This window comes from Cypionkella sp. PAMC25878 (genome assembly GCF_058135695.1).
Genome location: NZ_CM176871.1, coordinates 762,587 through 780,600 on the forward strand (window position 1 = coordinate 762,587; position 18,014 = coordinate 780,600).

General features: G+C 58.7%; 17 protein-coding genes and 1 riboswitch. Of the genes, 4 read left to right on the plus strand and 13 right to left on the minus strand.

What is annotated here, in order from left to right:
- Positions 1-10 precede the first annotated feature (10 nt).
- The 9 genes from ACS5RD_RS03520 to ACS5RD_RS03560 all read right to left on the minus strand — a co-directional run bounded on the left by ACS5RD_RS03520 (position 11) and on the right by ACS5RD_RS03560 (position 6,444).
- A complete protein-coding gene (locus ACS5RD_RS03520; protein WP_489930018.1) occupies positions 11-490 on the minus strand; it encodes a DUF4411 family protein in 480 nt (159 codons plus the stop codon).
- A 24-nt stretch (positions 491-514) separates the two neighbouring features.
- Positions 515-1,272, minus strand: a protein-coding gene (locus ACS5RD_RS03525) for an IS5 family transposase (protein ID WP_489927796.1) whose coding sequence is annotated in 2 segments (ribosomal slippage) — positions 515-954 and positions 954-1,272 — 759 coding nt in all. Because the reading frame shifts where the segments join, the coding sequence is not laid out codon by codon here.
- Between the two features lie 67 nt (positions 1,273-1,339).
- On the minus strand, positions 1,340-2,491 hold the full coding sequence (locus tag ACS5RD_RS03530) for an ImmA/IrrE family metallo-endopeptidase (RefSeq protein WP_489930019.1): 1,152 nt from the start codon (positions 2,489-2,491) through the stop codon (positions 1,340-1,342).
- Positions 2,492-2,738: 247 nt separating this feature from the next.
- Entirely contained in the window at positions 2,739-3,839 is a 1,101-nt protein-coding gene (gene aroC, locus ACS5RD_RS03535; RefSeq protein WP_489930020.1) for a chorismate synthase, read from the minus strand.
- Positions 3,840-3,893: 54 nt separating this feature from the next.
- A complete protein-coding gene (locus ACS5RD_RS03540) occupies positions 3,894-4,205 on the minus strand; it encodes a hypothetical protein (protein ID WP_489930021.1) in 312 nt (103 codons plus the stop codon).
- Positions 4,189-4,599, minus strand: coding sequence for a DNA methyltransferase (locus tag ACS5RD_RS03545; protein ID WP_489930022.1), 411 nt, complete (start codon positions 4,597-4,599; stop codon positions 4,189-4,191). The genes ACS5RD_RS03540 and ACS5RD_RS03545 overlap by 17 nt, the downstream gene beginning before the upstream one ends.
- 176 nt (positions 4,600-4,775) lie before the next feature.
- A protein-coding gene (locus tag ACS5RD_RS03550) for an IS5 family transposase (protein ID WP_489930023.1) occupies positions 4,776-5,533 on the minus strand; the annotation gives its coding sequence in 2 pieces (ribosomal slippage) (positions 4,776-5,215 and positions 5,215-5,533; 759 coding nt in all).
- A 61-nt stretch (positions 5,534-5,594) separates the two neighbouring features.
- Complete coding sequence (locus ACS5RD_RS03555) at positions 5,595-6,182, minus strand: hypothetical protein (protein ID WP_489930024.1); 588 nt, start codon at positions 6,180-6,182, stop codon at positions 5,595-5,597.
- A 61-nt stretch (positions 6,183-6,243) separates the two neighbouring features.
- Positions 6,244-6,444 (minus strand): hypothetical protein, encoded by a 201-nt coding sequence (locus tag ACS5RD_RS03560; RefSeq protein ID WP_489930025.1) that lies wholly within the window; start codon positions 6,442-6,444, stop codon positions 6,244-6,246.
- Positions 6,445-6,716: 272 nt separating this feature from the next.
- A riboswitch (TPP riboswitch) is annotated at positions 6,717-6,839 on the plus strand.
- A gap of 37 nt (positions 6,840-6,876) precedes the next feature.
- On the opposite strand from ACS5RD_RS03560, the gene thiB reads away from it, so the two are divergent.
- From thiB to ACS5RD_RS03575, 3 genes are read left to right on the plus strand one after another with little or no spacing between them, the layout of a single operon-like run.
- Complete coding sequence (thiB, locus tag ACS5RD_RS03565; protein WP_489930026.1) at positions 6,877-7,860, plus strand: thiamine ABC transporter substrate binding subunit; 984 nt, start codon at positions 6,877-6,879, stop codon at positions 7,858-7,860.
- Entirely contained in the window at positions 7,836-9,380 is a 1,545-nt protein-coding gene (locus ACS5RD_RS03570) for an ABC transporter permease subunit (RefSeq protein WP_489930027.1), read from the plus strand. Before thiB ends, ACS5RD_RS03570 begins: the two co-directional genes overlap by 25 nt.
- Positions 9,367-10,059, plus strand: a complete 693-nt coding sequence (locus tag ACS5RD_RS03575) for a thiamine ABC transporter ATP-binding protein (protein ID WP_489930028.1) — start codon at positions 9,367-9,369, stop codon at positions 10,057-10,059. Before ACS5RD_RS03570 ends, ACS5RD_RS03575 begins: the two co-directional genes overlap by 14 nt.
- 54 nt (positions 10,060-10,113) lie before the next feature.
- Here ACS5RD_RS03575 and ACS5RD_RS03580 read toward each other — a convergent pair whose 3' ends face one another.
- From ACS5RD_RS03580 to ACS5RD_RS03595, 4 genes are all read right to left on the minus strand, one after another.
- Positions 10,114-10,902: a cytochrome c1 gene (locus ACS5RD_RS03580; protein ID WP_489930029.1), complete on the minus strand. Its 789-nt coding sequence runs from the start codon at positions 10,900-10,902 to the stop codon at positions 10,114-10,116.
- Positions 10,903-10,921: 19 nt separating this feature from the next.
- On the minus strand, positions 10,922-12,235 hold the full coding sequence (gene petB, locus ACS5RD_RS03585; protein WP_054006600.1) for a cytochrome b: 1,314 nt from the start codon (positions 12,233-12,235) through the stop codon (positions 10,922-10,924).
- Positions 12,236-12,247: 12 nt separating this feature from the next.
- Positions 12,248-12,808, minus strand: coding sequence for a ubiquinol-cytochrome c reductase iron-sulfur subunit (gene petA / locus ACS5RD_RS03590; protein WP_054006599.1), 561 nt, complete (start codon positions 12,806-12,808; stop codon positions 12,248-12,250).
- Positions 12,809-13,055: 247 nt separating this feature from the next.
- A complete protein-coding gene (locus ACS5RD_RS03595) occupies positions 13,056-13,664 on the minus strand; it encodes a glutathione S-transferase (RefSeq protein ID WP_489930030.1) in 609 nt (202 codons plus the stop codon).
- Positions 13,665-13,797: 133 nt separating this feature from the next.
- Between ACS5RD_RS03595 and ACS5RD_RS03600 the strand changes: the two genes are divergently transcribed.
- Positions 13,798-17,877, plus strand: a complete 4,080-nt coding sequence (locus tag ACS5RD_RS03600) for a WG repeat-containing protein (RefSeq protein ID WP_489930031.1) — start codon at positions 13,798-13,800, stop codon at positions 17,875-17,877.
- The last annotated feature ends 137 nt before the right edge of the window (positions 17,878-18,014 follow it).

Sequence of the window (18,014 nt, forward strand, 5' to 3'; positions counted from 1 at the left end):
GTGTTCCGTGTCAAAACTTGGCGAACTTTTTTCTCATAATATCGAAAGTATTTATGCAGGAAATATTTCGAGAAACGCATAAATTTGGCAGTGGCACTCGTTTTTTAGCTCCGACGATAGGTACTTCGTGCGTTACGATTATACCGCCAAGGACCTCAGCTTTTGCTATAAGCCACGGATCTGCGCCAGAGAGAAATTTCTCGACGCCGGGTGTGTTGTAGTCCGATGTACTTAACTCCGCAGCAATGTGGGCAAAGGCTAGCTGCGTTTGCTCATCATCAACAGGCAGTATCCAATCCGCATTTTTGCGAGCTTTGAACCAGTTCCCAAGTTCATCGTCTTTGACTAGAAGTTCATCGCGCACGGGTATGATTGTTCTCACATCCTCACCGACCACACGCTCCATCCAACTCCAAAATGCGGGAACAAGATCAAATGCATAGTAGCGATTTTTGGCCTCAATAAAGATGTTCGCATCAAATAAATACACGCTAGGGTCCAGACTCATTGATCGTCAAAGCCAGAACAAGACGGTTGCGGCGAGAGCGACGGCGGAGAGGAAGACTTTTGGGCATCTGTCGTAACGTGTTGCCACCCGCCGCCAGTCTTTGAGACGGCCAAACATGATCTCAATCCGATTGCGGCGTTTGTATCGGCGTTTATCGTATTTGACAGGCTTCGCGCGTGACTTCCGGCCGGGGATGCAAGGCGTGATCCCCTTGTTTTTCAGGGCGTCTCGGAACCAGTCGGCGTCATAACCCCGGTCAGCCAGCAGCCACGTCGCTTTGGGTAAGCTGCCCAGTAAGGCCGCAGCGCCGGTGTAATCGCTGACCTGACCTGCGGTCATGAAGAAGCGGATCGGTCGGCCGTTTTCGTCAGTGACGGCATGCAGTTTGGTATTCATGCCACCTTTGGTCCGGCCAATCAGACGACCGCGCCCCCCTTTTTCACCCCAAGGCTTGAAGCCGTGCGGTGCGCCTTGAGATAGGTCGCGTCGATCATCACCGTCTTCGGGACCGCCGCCTCGGAGGCCAACCCTTCCATCATCCGGGCAAAGACGCCCATGTCGCCCCATCGCTTCCAACGGTTGTAAAGCGTCTTCGCCGGGCCGTATTCCTTCGGCGCGTCAGACCAACGCAAGCCATTGCGATTGATGAAGATAATGCCGCTCAAGACCCGACGATCATCGACACGCGGCACCCCGTGGCTCTTGGGAAAGAAGGGTTTAAGTCGAGCCATCTGCTCGTCCGTCAGCCAGTAAAGGTTGCTCATTGCTCAGTCTCCTTGCGGAGCCTGAATCACGGCTGCGTTGCAAAATCAATAGGTCCTGACCCTAGGGCTACATCCTTTCGTAGATTTCTTTGAGCTTACCCGGTTGCACTCCTAAGAGCGAGGCCGCCTGCCGCAACAGCATACTTCCACGCATTGCTTCCTGCACAACAGCTCTAGTGAAGTTTCTACCATTTCTAATCGGTAAGGTGTTAAAGAAATTTCCACCACTTTTCTTGCGTTCTTTTAGTATCTGCCATCTTTGTTGTTCCGAGGCGTAGAAAGCACGATACACATCATCGTTTATAAAACCATAGTCTCTAGCTCTACGCGCAACAACGATTCGGCTCACTTTGAAATGGGCCGAAATACTATCCACCTGATCATTTAGACTTAAGCGTGTAATCCACCGCGCTCGAAATTCGACTTCAGGTGTGAGAAATTCCGCAGCAACTTTGTTGCAGAATTTTTCTATAGAACTGCGTGTTCCAAAATCAGGTTCATCCAATCGGATACTAGATACCCCAGATTCTCCAATCCAAAGATGCGCCAGTTCATGAGCAAATGTGAATATTTGCGCAGAGGTGCTATCTTGCCCATTGATTATTACTAATGGGATGATTGGGTCCGCTATTGCCATTCCCCTAAATGCAGCGACGGAAAGAGGTCGATGGGTATTGCTGCCGACAATACCAGTACGCATCACCCATATTCCTCGCGTTTCAGCACAAGCCATCAAATAGGTTAAATAATCTTCGTAGTTACTAGATTTTGGCCTTGCGGAATCTCCGTGCAACTCGATCAGAATATCTGCTGCGACGATTTTGGGGTCGCTCTGCAAGGTGTATCTTTTTATGAACGGAATTGGATCATACCCATTCAACTCTTTGTATTCTTTGTACCAATCCCTTTTGAACATCACGTCACCCAACAGAGTTTTGGTGTTGATGTCCATTTTGCGCTGTTCGCCACCTACTGTTCGGAAATCAGGGAGAAGAGTTTGCTCGATAGGAGGTGTGGGCAGATATAGGTAGCCAAATGGGATGCTCAGCACATCGGCCAGCTTTTGAGCTTGTAGGAACGTAGGGCGATCCGAACCTTCAAGCCAAGCTGTGACCACTTCTGGACGAACATTTAGACGTACCGCAACAGCGTCAGGCGTTGCATCCGCCCGACTCAACGCCCAAACTATAATGTCTTTATTTATCAGTGCTTTAGACATAATGTGCGACCATTCCTCTGACTTGAGTATATAGGCCGAAAATTAATTTAATTGCACCTTTTGCCGAGAATGTTGCCGGTTTTGGGGAGAATGTTGGCCGTTGCGACATTTTCGACTCAATGTCGCAACCGACACATCAAGCGCGGCCATGTGGACACCACAAGTCCCCCAAACCTTAACAAATCCTTAAATCCACCACCCCAACCCACTGATATAAAACAACAAAAAAAGGTCCCGAGTTGGGGCCCTACCCGATCCGCCCCCGAACCCCGCCGGTCTGACCCCGGTCCAGCAAAAGATGGTCGGCCAGAACGCAGGCCATCATCGCCTCCCCCACCGGAACCGCCCGGATCCCCACGCAAGGGTCGTGCCGCCCCTTGGTGACCAGATCAATCTCCGCCCCCGTCGCATCAATCGTCGCCCGGGGGGTCAGAATAGACGAGGTCGGCTTCACCGCGAACCGCACCACCACCGCCTGCCCGCTGGAAATCCCGCCCAAGATCCCCCCCGCATGGTTCGACAAGAACTCCGGCCCGTGCGCCCCCATCCTGATCTCATCCGCATTCTCAACCCCGGTCAAAGTGGCAGCATCGAACCCGTCGCCAATCTCGACCCCCTTCACCGCATTGATCGACATCATCGCGCTTGCCAGATCGGAATCGAGCTTCCCATACAACGGCGCCCCCAACCCCGCAGGCACCCCCGAAGCCGTCACCTCAATCACCGCCCCCACCGAATTGTGGTCCAGCCGCAACCCATCCAGATAGTCAGCCCACTCCGCAACAGCCCCCGGATCAGGACAAAAGAACGGATTGCTCCCAATCACCGCCGCATCAAACCGCGACCGATCAATCCCCATCACCCCCATCCGCACCATATACCCCGAGATCTTCAACCCCGGTACCAACGAAGCCAACACCGCCCGAGCCACCCCACCAGCCGCCACCCGCGAAGCCGTCTCCCGCGCTGAACTCCGACCACCCCCGCGATAATCCCGGATCCCGTATTTCTGATGGTAGGTGATATCCGCATGCCCCGGTCGAAACGCCTGCGCGATGTTGCTGTAATCCTTGCTGCGCTGGTCGGTGTTCTCAATCATCAACTGAATAGGCGTCCCCGTCGTGCCCCCCTCAAACACCCCCGACAGAATCCGCACCTCATCCGCCTCTTTCCGCTGCGTCGTAAACTTCGACGTCCCCGGCTTGCGCTGATCCAACCAAGGCTGCAAATCCGCCTCCGACAGCCGCACCCCCGGAGGACAGCCATCCACCGTGCAGCCAATCGCAGGCCCGTGGCTTTCGCCCCAAGTGGTGACGCGAAACAGATGACCGAAGGTGTTCAGGCTCATGCGCAGGCTCCTCTTTGCACCCCCAATAAGCCAAGCACTGCCCCCGATAAACCCTTAAAACTCCAACGCCCCCTGTGCGCTGCCGTCAACCTCCTTCGCCGCCTTCTTAAACCCGTCATCCCTGCGAGCGGGTAAACGCACCGCCCGGTCGCGCAGCGCCATGGCATGCTCTATCGTCACGATCTGGATGCGGGGAACCGCGGCGAAACCGGGCAGCTCATACAGCCCCGCCCCCGCCGCTTCGGTGATCATTGGTTTCGACGGCTCGGTCAGGGTCAGAAACACACCCTCCCCGGCACGCTCGCGCTCGATCACCCCACGCAGATCGCGGATCATCGCCACACCGACGTTATCGCCCGCCTTCACCGAGACAATCGGCGCCCTCAGATTTCGCGCCGAAATACAGGTTGCCATCAATGCCCTTATCCGCGCCCTTCTTAGAAAGGTTGCCCGGTTGCGCCGCAATCAGTGACAGCGCCCATTTTTCAAACTCGAAGTAGTAATTCTTGTCGTCGCGGCCCCGCGACGCGAGGTTGCGCGCGCCCTCGATATCCTGCGGCACGCCGTGGGTGAGGAACTGCACGCCTTCAAACGCATCGCGCAGCCGCTTTTCGATCAGCCCGATGGCAAGATGCGTCACATCAATGCCAATCCACTGCCGCCCGAGTTTCTGCGCCGCATGCACCGTGGTGCCGCAGCCGCAAAACGGATCGAGCACCACATCGCCGGGATTGCTCGAGGCGTTGAGGATACGCTGCAAGAGGGCGACGGGTTAACATGATGGGGAGGCACCCTATATACAGCTGCGGTACCCATACGCGAACGCTCATATGAACATATTCGAAGCAGCAATTTGGACGAAAGTTTCTGGCGAAGTTAGCCGCCACAACTCGCAAATATGTCGGGCCCCGTGCTAGGGTCCAGACTCATTGATCGTCAAAGCCAGAACAAGACGGTTGCGGCGAGAGCGACGGCGGAGAGGAAGACTTTTGGGCATCTGTCGTAACGTGTTGCCACCCGCCGCCAGTCTTTGAGACGGCCAAACATGATCTCAATCCGATTGCGGCGTTTGTATCGGCGTTTATCGTATTTGACAGGCTTCGCGCGTGACTTCCGGCCGGGGATGCAAGGCGTGATCCCCTTGTTTTTCAGGGCGTCTCGGAACCAGTCGGCGTCATAACCCCGGTCAGCCAGCAGCCACGTCGCTTTGGGTAAGCTGCCCAGTAAGGCCGCAGCGCCGGTGTAATCGCTGACCTGACCTGCGGTCATGAAGAAGCGGATCGGTCGGCCGTTTTCGTCAGTGACGGCATGCAGTTTGGTATTCATGCCACCTTTGGTCCGGCCAATCAGACGACCGCGCCCCCCTTTTTCACCCCAAGGCTTGAAGCCGTGCGGTGCGCCTTGAGATAGGTCGCGTCGATCATCACCGTCTTCGGGACCGCCGCCTCGGAGGCCAACCCTTCCATCATCCGGGCAAAGACGCCCATGTCGCCCCATCGCTTCCAACGGTTGTAAAGCGTCTTCGCCGGGCCGTATTCCTTCGGCGCGTCAGACCAACGCAAGCCATTGCGATTGATGAAGATAATGCCGCTCAAGACCCGACGATCATCGACACGCGGCACCCCGTGGCTCTTGGGAAAGAAGGGTTTAAGTCGAGCCATCTGCTCGCCCGTCAGCCAGTAAAGGTTGCTCATTGCTCAGTCTCCTTGCGGAGCCTGAATCACGGCTGCGTTGCAAAATCAATAGGTCCTGACCCTAGATCGGAAGCAGCGGTTTAATCACTTGCCATAATTTGTCGGCGGCCCCCACCAATGCTGTCACCCCACTAACTTTTTCCGAGATTGCTTTCATAACTGCCGTGATAGTTGCTGGCTTGCGTTTTCCGACTATTTCCTCTGCCAGAGTTTCAGTTAGTTCAATGATTTCAGTTTGCTGTGCGACGTCCAATTCTTTAGATGTAATCACAGCTTCTGTAAGGCTCTTAATATATGTGCCGACTTCCTCTGCATCTGAGGCCTTCGACAGCGTGATGGCAGCATCGATTCTTTGAATCGAGCCGGTATTTAGCACCCCGATTTGCGACTGAGATATACTGATGTTGTTCAATGTGTGACTCCTCATCATCGCCTGAGCGAGGGCTTGCACAGGCATTCTTCCACCCTGACTTGGATAGCCCGTAACCATCTCCATGTCGTTCAAAGCTTGATTCATCATCGCGGCATTTTGGAGAAACTGCATATTCATGATGTGCGACCATTTTCCATAGCAATCTAGGCAGACGGGAATGCTGTTGTTTTCGCCAATCAAATACATCGCTGGACGGTCGCACTGATGGCATTTCATTGCACCAATCTTCCTCTAATCGTCTGTCGCTTACTTATTAGCATGGCGAGAAGCGTCTGAGTCACCGCGCTTTACTGGACTGGATCGTTTCGTCAAACGCCTCTATCTGCGCGGCAGACTCCGCGCCCGCTGGCCCTTTGAACAGCACATTATAGCTGGCGTTCGAGTTGAACGGCGGGTCAAGGTAGATCAGATCGACGCTTTCATCGCGGATAGACTCGCGCAGCACTTTCAGGTTGTCGCCGTAATACAGATGGTTCATCCCGCCCCCGTGTGGGCCAGGTTGACCCGACCCAAATCCCATTCTCGCAGCCGATGGTTAAGGCAAGGTTAGCCGCGCCAAGGGGCTATCGCAAGCCGCCACAAGGCCTGCACAAAACGCAAAATCTGGCGGCGGCAGAGCGGGCAAAGCTTAACAAATGATGAATCAGCATAGGCTAAGTCCTTGATATATATATTCTGAAAATTCTGCCACACGTGGACACGCCACGGCCAAAACTCCCCCTTGCACCCATCCACGGTTTCCCTATGCTCTGGCTTACCTCGGGGTGCCCAGGGTCGTTTCCCACAAACGGCCCGAAGGCTGAGATGCAGCGATGCGGACCCGTTGAACCTGAACCGGATCATACCGGCGGAGGGAAGGTGCTGGATCTCTCCATCCCCGACCATTTCCGTCGCAACGTTGGAGAGAAAGATGACCACCAAACTCCTCGCTGCGGGCCTTGCATTCCTCGCCTCGCCCGCGCTGGCTGACACGCCCGTTCTCACCGTGCTGACCTACGACAGCTTCACCTCGGAATGGGGCCCCGGCCCGGCGATTGAGAAGGGATTTGAGGCGACCTGCGGCTGCGACCTGAAATTCGTCACCGCAGGCGATGGTGCCGCTTTGTTGGCGCGGGTGAAGTTGGAGGGGGCGGATAGCAAGGCCGATGTCGTCGTAGGCCTCGATACCAACCTCACCGCCGACGCCACCGCAACCGGATTGTTCGCACCCGTAGCGGCCCAGCCTAATACCTTGCCGGTGCCGTTCGAGGACCCCAACTTCATCCCGTTCGATTGGGGTTACTTCGCCTTCGTTTACGACAAAACCAAGGTAGCAACACCGCCGACCAGCTTTGAAGAACTCGCGGCGTCTGATCTGAAAGTCGTGATCGAGGACCCGCGGTCTTCGACGCCCGGTCTGGGGCTGGTTTTGTGGGTGAAGGCGGCTTACGGCGACAGGGCCCCGCAGATCTGGGCGGATCTCGCCGATAACATCATCACGGTGACGCCCGGATGGTCGGAGGCTTATGGCATGTTTACCGAGGGGCAGGCCGATATGGTGCTGTCTTACACCACCTCGCCCGCCTATCATCTGATCGCCGAGAAGGACGATACCAAGGCGGCGGCGGCGTTTTCTGAGGGGCATTACATGCAGGTTGAGGTGGCGGGCAAACTGGCCACGTCGCAGCAATCGGCGCTGGCGGACCAGTTTCTGGCCTACCTGACCGCAGATGCGGCGCAGTCGGTGCTGATTACCACGAACTGGATGTATCCGGCGAAAACACCGGCGGAGGGTTTGCCGAAAGGGTTTGAAACGCTGGTCCAACCGGCGAAATCTTTGCTGATGTCGGCATCAGAGGCCGAAGCCGCCCGCGCCCCAGCGATTGCGGAATGGCAAGCCGCGCTGTCCCGCTAAGCCCAGCCGTCGGGCTGAGCATCGCCATTGCCGCACTGATCCTTGGCAGTGCAGTGATGGTGGCCGCGCGCGCGGACAGCTTCGCTTTGGCCCCGGCGGATTGGCAGGCTGTGCGGTTCACCGTGCTGCAAGCCAGTCTTTCGGCCGCGGCGTCAGCCCTACTCGCGATCCCAGTCGCCCGGGCTTTGTTCCGCCGCCGCTTTCCGCTGCGGGGGGCGCTGATCCGGTTGCTGGCGGCACCTTTCGTGCTGCCGGTGGTGGTGGCGGTGATGGGGCTGCTGACGGTGTTTGGCCGGGGTGGGCCGATCAATATGGCGCTGGCGCCGTTGGGGCTGTCGGAGGTTTCGATCTTTGGGCTGCACGGCGTTGTGCTGGCGAATGTATTTTTCAACATGCCGCTTGCCACACGAATGCTGCTGCATGGCTGGCAGTCGATCCCGGCCGAGCGGTTTCGGCTGGCGCAGTCACTGGGCTTGCCGCCATCCGCGCAGTTCCGGCATCTGGAAGCACCGATGTTGCGGGCACAACTACCGGGGATTTTCGCGGTGATCCTGCTGATTTGTCTGGCGAGTTTTGCCATCGCTTTGATGCTGGGCGGGGGGCCAAAGGCGAGCACGCTGGAGCTTGCGATCTACCAATCGTTGCGGTTCGAGTTTGATCTGGGCCGCGCGGCTTTGCTGGCGGCGGTGCAGTTTACTCTGTGTGCAGCGATCACGCTGACTGCGGCGCGGTTGACCTTGCCACAGGGCTTTGGCGCGGGGCTGGGACGGCGCATAGAAATGCCCGCTGCCGCTGGTTGGCGGTGCGTTTTGGATGTGCTGGCGATTGCCGCCGCCGCACTGTTTCTATTTGCGCCGTTGCTCGCGGTGGTAATCAAGGGCGTGCCGGGGCTCGCTGCGCTGCCGAACGGGCTTTGGCCTGCGGTATTGCGCTCGGTTTCGGTGGCAGTGGTGTCGGCTTTGCTGGCAACGAGTGCTGCGTTGGTGTTGGCGACGGGGGCGGCGCGCAGCAAAAGCCGCGCCATCGAACTGGCGGCGATGCTGCCGCTTGCGGCGAGCTCGCTTGTGTTGGGAACCGGGCTTTTCCTGATGGTGCGGCCGTTTGTGACGCCGGAAACCTTGGCGCTTCCGATCACTGTTCTGGTCAATGCCACGCTGACTTTGCCCTATCTTTTCCGCCTGTTGCTGCCGGAAGCCCGCCAAATTGAGGTTGATTATGGCCGGTTGACAAAATCATTGGGCTTGCCGCACCGCACGACGCTGCGCTTTGTCATCCTGCCGCGATTGGCGCGGCCTTTGGGCTATGGCGCGGGGTTGGCCGCCGCGTTGTCGATGGGCGATCTTGGAGTGATTGCGCTGTTTGCGGGCGATGGGGGCGCGACTTTGCCGCTGTTCGTGCAGCATTTGATCGGAGCGTATCGGCTACAACAGGCGGCTGCGGCGTCACTGATACTGGTAACGATCAGCTTTGCGCTGTTCTGGGCCTTTGACCGATTGGGAAGCCGCTATGCTGACGCTTGAAACGCTGGTTTTGCAGCAGGATGATTTTCACCTGACCGCGCATTGGTCGGTGGCCCCCGGTGACAGGGTGGCGTTGCTCGGGCCATCAGGCGCTGGGAAATCGACGCTGCTGATGGCTTTGGCTGGGTTCTTGCCGCCCACGCAGGGGCGCATCCTATGGCAAGGCGCTGATCTGGCCGGGGTCTTGCCGGGGGATCGGCCCTTAACCATTCTGTTTCAGGACCAAAATCTGTTTCCGCATCTGACCCTGGCGCAGAACCTTGGGCTTGGCCTGTCGCCAACTTTGCGTCTGACCTCAGCGCAGGCGGCACAGATTGAGACGGCGCTGGCGCGGGTGGGGCTTGCGGGCATGGGCGCGCGCAAACCCGGCCAGCTTTCCGGTGGGCAGCAGGGCAGGGCGGCACTGGCGCGGGCACTTTTGCGGGCGCGTCCTGTGCTGTTGCTGGATGAGCCGTTTGCGGCGCTGGGGCCGGCTTTGAAGGCTGAGATGCTGGATTTGCTGGATGAGGTGGCAACCGCGACAGGGGCGGCGGTGCTGATGGTGACGCATGATCCGAGCGATGCGAAACGCTTTGCAGGTAAGACCGTGCTGGTGGCGGATGGGGTGGCGCAAGCTCCGGTGACGACTGCGGAGTTGTTTGCTAACCCACCACAAGCGCTAAAAGATTACCTCGGTTAGCCATGAAAAAACCCCGCGCGAGGCGGGGTTTTTCCGAAAGCAATAATCCAAAACTCAGTGCAGTTTCTTGCCTTTGACGCCCGACCACAGCCGCTTGTTGGTCAGATACAACAGCGAGGACAGCAGAATCAGGAACAGCACGGCCTTGAAGCCTGTGTCTTTACGCGCATTCAGCTTCGGTTCAGCCGTCCACATCAGGAAAGCCGCCACGTCTTCGGCCATGTGCTTGACATCATTCGGCGCGCCATCGGCGAAGGTCACCTGGCCATCGGCCAAGGGCGGCGGCATCTTGATCCAACCTGTTGAGAACACGGGGTTTTCGTAGAAGGTCGAGCCCGCTTCATCTTTCTGCTCGCCGGTGTAACCATGCAGCAACGACACGATATATTCCGGCCCGCCCATGCCCTTGAAGATCTGGTTGAAGCCAAGACCGTAGGGGCCGTGGAAGCCCGCCCTTGCCTTCGCCATCAGCGAAAGATCGGGTGCGCCAGCACCTGTATTGGCGGGAAACAGGTCAACCGGCAGGCCGGGACGATCTTCACCGGTGTCCTTATCGGTCACGGTAAAGGCCTTGGCGTAGGCGCGCACTTGGTCTTCCGGCAACTGCGGGCCGCCCTCATCCCCAAGCGTGCGGATTGGCACGAAGTTCAAACCGTGGCAGGCGGCACAAACCTCGGTATAGACCTGAAGCCCACGTTGCAGCTGATGGGTGTCATAGCTGCCGAACGGGCCTTCAAAGCTGAAAGCTACGTCCTCAACATGGCCACCTTCTTCCGCGGCGAAAGCTGCCCCGGTCATCAGGCTTAGTGCAGAGACAGCGCTGATTGCGATCTTGCGAAACATCTCAGTCAGTTCCTTTCTCTCACTCGGCCGGATTGGCGTAGTGCGATTTGAAGTCTTCCTCAATCGTTGCCGGTTGCGGCAGCGGTTTTTCCAGCACGCCCAGCAGCGGCAGGATGACGAGGAAATAGGCGAACCAGTAGGCCGACGCGATCAGCGAGATCCACGACATCAGTTCGTTTGGCACCTGTGCGCCGACCCACATCAGCACGATGAAGTCGATCACCAGCAGCCAGAACCAGGCCTTGAACTTCGGACGATAGCGACCCGAGCGCACAGAGGAGGTGTCCAGCCACGGCACCAAAGCCAGCACGGCAATCGCGCCGAACATCGCCACCACGCCGAAGAATTTGGCGTCAACGATGCCGAAGGTGACGAAATGCACCAGTTGCACCACCCAAACATCTGCGGTGAAAGCGCGCAGAATCGCGTAGAACGGCAGGAAGTACCATTCTGGCACGATATGCGCCGGGGTCGACAGCGGGTTGGCCTGCACGTAGTTGACGGGATCGCCGAGGAAGTTCGGCATGAAGCTGACGACCGCGAAGAAGATCACCAGAATGACACACAGCGCGAACAGGTCTTTGATCACATAATACGGCCAGAACGGCACGGTGTCTTTCGCGGCATCCTCTTTCGAGGTGCGGCGCACTTCAACACCGGTCGGGTTGTTGTTGCCGGTGTTGTGGAACGCCCAGATGTGCAGCGCCACAAGGGCGGCAATCACGAAGGGCAGCAGGTAGTGCAGGCTGAAGAAGCGGTTCAGCGTGGCATTGTCCACCGCAGGGCCGCCCAGCAGCCATTCCTGCACGGTCGGGCCAATGCCGGGGATAGCCCCGAACAGGCCGGTGATCACCGTGGCACCCCAGAACGACATTTGGCCCCAAGGTAGAACGTAGCCCATGAAACCCGTCGCCATCATCGCCAGATAGATCAACATGCCGATGATCCAAGTGACTTCGCGCGGGGCTTTGTACGAACCGTAGTAGAGGCCGCGGAAGATGTGCAGATAGACGGCAAAGAAGAACAAAGACGCGCCGTTGGCGTGGATGTAGCGCAGCATATAGCCGCCGTTCACATCGCGCATGATATGTTCAACCGAGCGGAACGCCAGATCGACATGCGGCGTGTAATGCATCGCCAGCACCACGCCAGTGATGATTTGCAGACCCAGACAGAACGCGAGCACGATGCCCCAGATCCACATCCAGTTCAGGTTTTTCGGCGTCGGGATCATCAGCGTATCATAGGCAATCGCGACGATCGGCAGACGGTTGTGCAGCCAGGTCTGAAAGCCCGGCTTTGGCTCATAGTGGTCGTGCGGAATTCCGGCCATGGTTTGTGTCCCTTATCCGAGCTTGATCGTGGTGGGGTTTTCGAACTTCGCCACCGGAACCGGCAGGTTGCGCGGGGCTGGACCTTTGCGAATACGGCCAGCCATGTCGTAGTGTGAGCCGTGGCACGGGCAGAACCAGCCGTCGAAATCGCCGGCATCGCCCAAGGGCACGCAGCCAAGATGGGTGCAAACCCCCATCATCACCAGCCACTCACCCGCTTCATCCAACGTGCGATTTTTGTCTTCTGCGGTGGCAGACGCATCAAGGTTGGCGTTCTCGGCATTGGTGTCGGGCAGATCGGTCAAAGCCACAGCGCGGCCCTTTTCGATATCATCCGGGGTGCGGCGGCGAATGAACACCGGCTTGCCGCGCCATTTCACCGTGATCTGAGTGCCAGCGGTGACGCCCGAGATATCGACCATGATCGAGGCCAAGGCGCGGGTATCGGCCGAGGGGTTCATCTGGTTGACCAGCGGCCAAACCGCCGCGCCAGTTGCAACGACGCCTGCCCCGGCGGTTGCGTAGTACAGGAAATCCCTGCGGGTGCCTGCGTGATCGTCTGCGTGGGACACGAGAACTTCTCCCTTCAAAGGCCGCAAGGCGTGCGACCGATATATAGCTGCGGCCCCGGTTTCCCGGAGCCTTACACGGCGGGTTTAGCCACAGAACGCGCGGGCGTCCAGCGGACAAAGACGCGCAGGGGCGGCGGAAATCAGCTTTTCCTGATGTGCGACCTTGAAGCTACGCAAATCATTCCCATACGCCGCCCGTTTGGCGCGATTTGTTGTAATTAAAGTATTTTTGTCAGGATTTCATGACTCAAACTTGCACCGGACGAGTCGCCAACATAGCCGGACGCTTGGCAAATTCTACTTCCCATGCCGCCAGTTGTGGCCGCCCCTGCCGCCAATTTCGCGCATCGTGCCGGAAGTCGAGATACCCCAGCGCGCAAGCCAGCCCGATTTGTGGCATCTCTAGCGGTCCGTTCAATACCTCCGCCCATTCCGCCTCAACCACATCCAGCGCACGGGCGGCTTTGACCCATTGCGCTTCAATCCATTCGGGGAATTGCTTGTCCACCGGGCGCAGGCGCACTTCATAAGCCATCGCCAATGCGGCCTCTAAGATTCCGTCCACCGTGGCCTCACGCGTCAGGCAGGACCAGATCGCGGGGCCGCTCGGATACATCGCACCTCCTGCCAGATCATTCAGGTAGCGGCAGATCACCCGGCTGTCATAGATGGCACCAGCGTCGGTTTGCAGCGCAGGGATCTTGCCCAACGGGTTCTGATCCACCGGCAGCGACCCCGGCGCCAGCGGCGTGCCCATGACGTTGCTGATCTCAATACGGTCTTGCAGGCCAAGTTCCAAAATCAACGCCATGACCTTGCGGCCAAAGGGCGTCGCGGGAGAGGTGTAAAGCCGCATGATGTCTCCGTTCATAATGATTCGCTGATTTGCCGTCAGTTAAGCCGTGTCAGCCCCCGCATGACAACACTTGTCAGTTGCCAACTGCGCCCGGGCCGTCGCACGCTGCAAACATTCTTGCCGGAGTATTGCAGTGCGCGCCCTTATCCTTGCCGCCTTTCTCGCCACGCCTGCGGTGGCTGAAGACGCCTTTCAATGGGTGGTTCAGCCCAGCTTTCAGGATGCAGGTGCCGCGCATCAAGGCGTGGTGCCGCTGAAGCAAGGTGATCTCTGGGGGTTGATGGGGCGCGATGGTCAATGGCTTGTGGCGCCACAATACCAAGCGGTCGGCGATCCGGGCGAAGGCTGGTTTCCGGTGCAGAAGGCCGGAAAATGGGGCATGGTTGATCTAACCGGAGCCGAGGTCGCGGGCTTTGACTATGAGGCCATCGGCAAGCCCGCCAGCTATACCCCGTTCAAGTATCAGGGCCTGTGGTACGCGCTGGCCCCCAGTGGCGACTTTGAGGCCAATCCGCTGCCGTTCGATACCCTGCTGGCCAATGACGGCACCTGCATCACCGGCACCCGGAACAACAATTTTATCAGCTATTCGGGCGGCACCGAGCCGTTCATCCAGACCCTGCCGGAAGTGCAAGACGCGCTGCCGCCGTCGGAGGGCATGGTTGCGGTCAAGCTGCCGGGTGGCTGGGTGCAGATGAATTGCGCCGATGGCTCGATGGTGATCGGTGACGATGCGCCCTTTGCGGCGACCCGCCCGGTCAGTGACGGCTTTGCTGCCGTGCAGGGGGATCAAGGCTGGGGCTTTGCCACCCCTTACGGCGTCGGTATCGAGTTCGGCGGTGACTATACGGCGGCGGGCGATTTCTCCGAAGGTCTGGTCCCTGTACAGATCGCAGGCGGCAAATGGGGCTATATCAACAAACAAAACCAGTTGGTGATCCCGGCTGAATATGACCGCGCCTATGGCTTTACCGATGGGCTGGCGGGCGTGCTGATCGGCGACAAACGCGGCTTCATCACCCCGGATGGCAAATTGGTGGCCGAGCCGCAATTTGATGATTTCTGGCGGCATGATGGCGGCGTTGTTCCGGTGCGGCAGGGTGATCTCTGGGGTGTCATCGCCCCCAATGCGACGGACCCGTTGACCCGTTTCAATCTACCGCTGGCCGATCTAACCGCCGCCCAAGCCCAGCATCCTACAGGCTTTGAACTGGTGCCATCCAACCCGCACTACTATGTGGCACAAGATGATGTCTCGCTACATTCCATCAGTTTCGCGCAGGATGGCACGGTGATGCTGACGGTGTTGGCCAATGGCTTTAACGCGGAACTGGCGTTGTGGGACATGCGCAGCCATCGTCTGATCCGCAAGGTGAAGCAGCCTGATTTAACGCAGGCTTTGCTGGTCCCCGGCAGCAATCTGATCGTGGCGGGCTATGCCTCGGGCCATATCGCGGTGCAGGATGCGCTGACCGGGGCCGAGGTGTTCCGTCTGCATCCGTTCAAAGGCCCGGTGCTGGATATGGTGATCTCACCCGATGGCAAGATGCTGGCGATGGCCGATGGCAACGTGATCCGGCTGTGGAACCTGACCACGGGGGCCGCAATGACCCCGATGGCAGAGCCAGCGCAAAAGCTGCGGTTCAGTACCGATTCGACGTGGATATATGCCGCCAACCTACAAGGCGGTCTGGTCCGCCGCGCGCCGAGTGGCGAGATTCTTGCCCGCGTGCCAGAAGGCCCGGCGCAGGAAAACGCGCTGCCGCTGACCGCGGCGATCACAACTATGGCGCTTGGGCCAGACGGCACCCTGGTGCTGGCGGGCAGCCAGTTGGTGCAGCAGTCGGATGGGTTTTACAAACCGCAAAACTGGCTGGATGTGATTTCTGAGACAGGCAGCCGCCGCATTGATCTGCCTGCGAGTGTTTATCGGCTGATGACGCTGGACATTTCGCCCGATGGCAAAACCCTAGCCTATTCCAGCACGCAAGACGATCCCTACGTCGCCTATCTCGCCAGTCTGAACCTTGCCGATGGCAGCCTGATTGCGGAGGTGACTCTGGATAACGCCGCCGATGCGCAAGCCAAGGGGATGCCGCGCGCGATGTCTGCGCTGGACCGGATCAGCTTCGGCCCGGATGGCGGCTTGGTGCTGATCGGCTCGCAGGGCACCGATATTCTGACGGTTGATCCTGCTACGCTCACCAAACAAGCCACCTTCGCCACACCCTTGGCCAATGCCCAAGACGGCACCGCCTTGCTGGAAGGCGACCGCTTTTTCACCTCTGATGGCGCGGGCACCGTCTGGGCCTGGAACCTGGCGCAAGCCCAGTTAGAGGCGCGGGTGCCGATGACAGGCGCGGGCTTTGGGGTGGAGGAACAGATCGAGCCTGCTGGAGATCGGTTCTACCTGTATTCGGGTCTTGAGGAAGGCATGGCGGCGGCGTTTGACATGAAAATGCTGGCGCAGATCCCGCTAAGTCAGGATGAGATCAACACGGTTCTGGCCGACATGGATTACGACCCCTCGTTGCCTTACAGTGATGCGTTGAACGCGCAGTTTCGCGATTTGAACGTGGAAGGTCAGCGTGCGGCGTTGCTGGGCGGGCGGGTTGGGGTGGTGCTGGACCCGGTGGGCATTCACCATGCCTATGATCTGAAAACCGGGGCGCTGCTGGCGGAGTTTCTGGCAACGCCGGATGGCGAATGGCTGATGCTGACGCCCGAGGGGTTCTTTGCGGCATCCCTGAATGGCGCGCAGCTGGTGTCGGTGTCGAATGGCTTGCGGGCGTTCTCGGTGGATCAGGTCTATCAGGCTTTGTACCGCCCCGATCTGGTGGCGGCAAAGCTGGCGGGCGACCCGAAGGGGCTGGTCGCCAAGGCTGCGGCCGAGTTGGACCTTGCGCGTGTGCTAGGGTCCGGCCCCGCGCCGATCACTCGGTTCAAGCTGCCAACAGCGAAGTCGTCGGAGCCTGACTTTGAGGTTGAGATCGAGCTGCAAGATGAAGGCGGCGGTATTGGGCGCATCGAATGGCGGCTGAACGGCATGACGGTTGAGGTGCAGCCGACCCGCGCGCCGGTGGCGTTGGATGAAGACCTGCCCACCGCGAAGGCTCGCGTCGCGCTGGATCCGGGTGAGAATATCATCGAGGTCGTTGCCTATAATGCCGCTGGTCTTGTGGCCTCACCGCCGCGTCAAATGACGGTGACGTGGGATGGTGTGGCCAGTTCGGAACCGCCCGCCTTGCACGTTCTGGCGGTGGGAGTGAATGATTACGCAGATGGCCGCTTGCAGTTGAAATATGCCGTCGCCGATGCGCAAGCTTTTGCAGATGCGATGAAAAAATCCGGTGCTGGGCTGTTCAAAACGGTGAATGTGGTGACCCTGCTGGATCGCGACGTGACCGAGGCCAAACTGGACGCGGCCTTCACCGAAATGGGCAAACAGGCGAAATCGCAGGATGTTTTCCTGTTCTTCCTCGCAGGGCATGGCAAGACGGTTGAGGGCAAATACTACTTCATCCCGCAGGATTTCCGCTTTGAAGGCGATGATCCGATCCGCACCAAGGGGATTGACCAAGACCGTTGGCAGGAATGGGCGGCTCGGGTGAAGGCGAAAAAATCGGTTATGATCTACGACACTTGCGAAAGTGGCAGCCTGACGGGGACGCGGTCTGTCGATGCCGCGATGGCGCAATCGGCGGCGGTGGAGCGGCTGACTCGGGCGATGGGGCGCACGATCCTATCGGCCTCGACCGACGATGCCCCCGCTCTGGAGGGTTATCAGGGTCATGGCGTGATGACTTGGGCGATGCTGAATGCGATGGGGCGAGCGGATAGCAATGGCAATTCCACTATCGAAGTGACGGAGCTCGCCAACTTTCTGGACGTGACAGTGCCCGAGGTTTCCTTCGCTGCTTTCGGGCTGCGCCAAGTGCCGCAAATGTCGATCAAGGGATCAGATTTCGCTTTGGGGTCAATGGTTTCCGTGCTGGATGCCAGTGCTGAAAGCTTCCCTGCGACGCTGACGCATGTGGTGGCGGGCGGCACGAAGGTGCTAGACGCCCCCGGTGGGGCAGCACTGCAAGAGATTCCGGCGGGGGTGTTTTATGGCGTCTACAAGATCGAGGAAAAAGACGGCTTTGCGCGGATTTCCAAGGATGGCACGGCGCTGGGTTGGGTGGCGAGTGGGGCGTTGATACCTTTGCAGTAGGTGTCAACGCCATTGGCATTGGAGGGGCGACACTCTGTCCCAATCTCCGCCGCCCCGGACTTGATCCAGGGCCTCATGGGTTGCGCCTATAGAATCGAGGCCCCGGATCAAGTCCGGGGCGGAGTGGTATCTGTGGA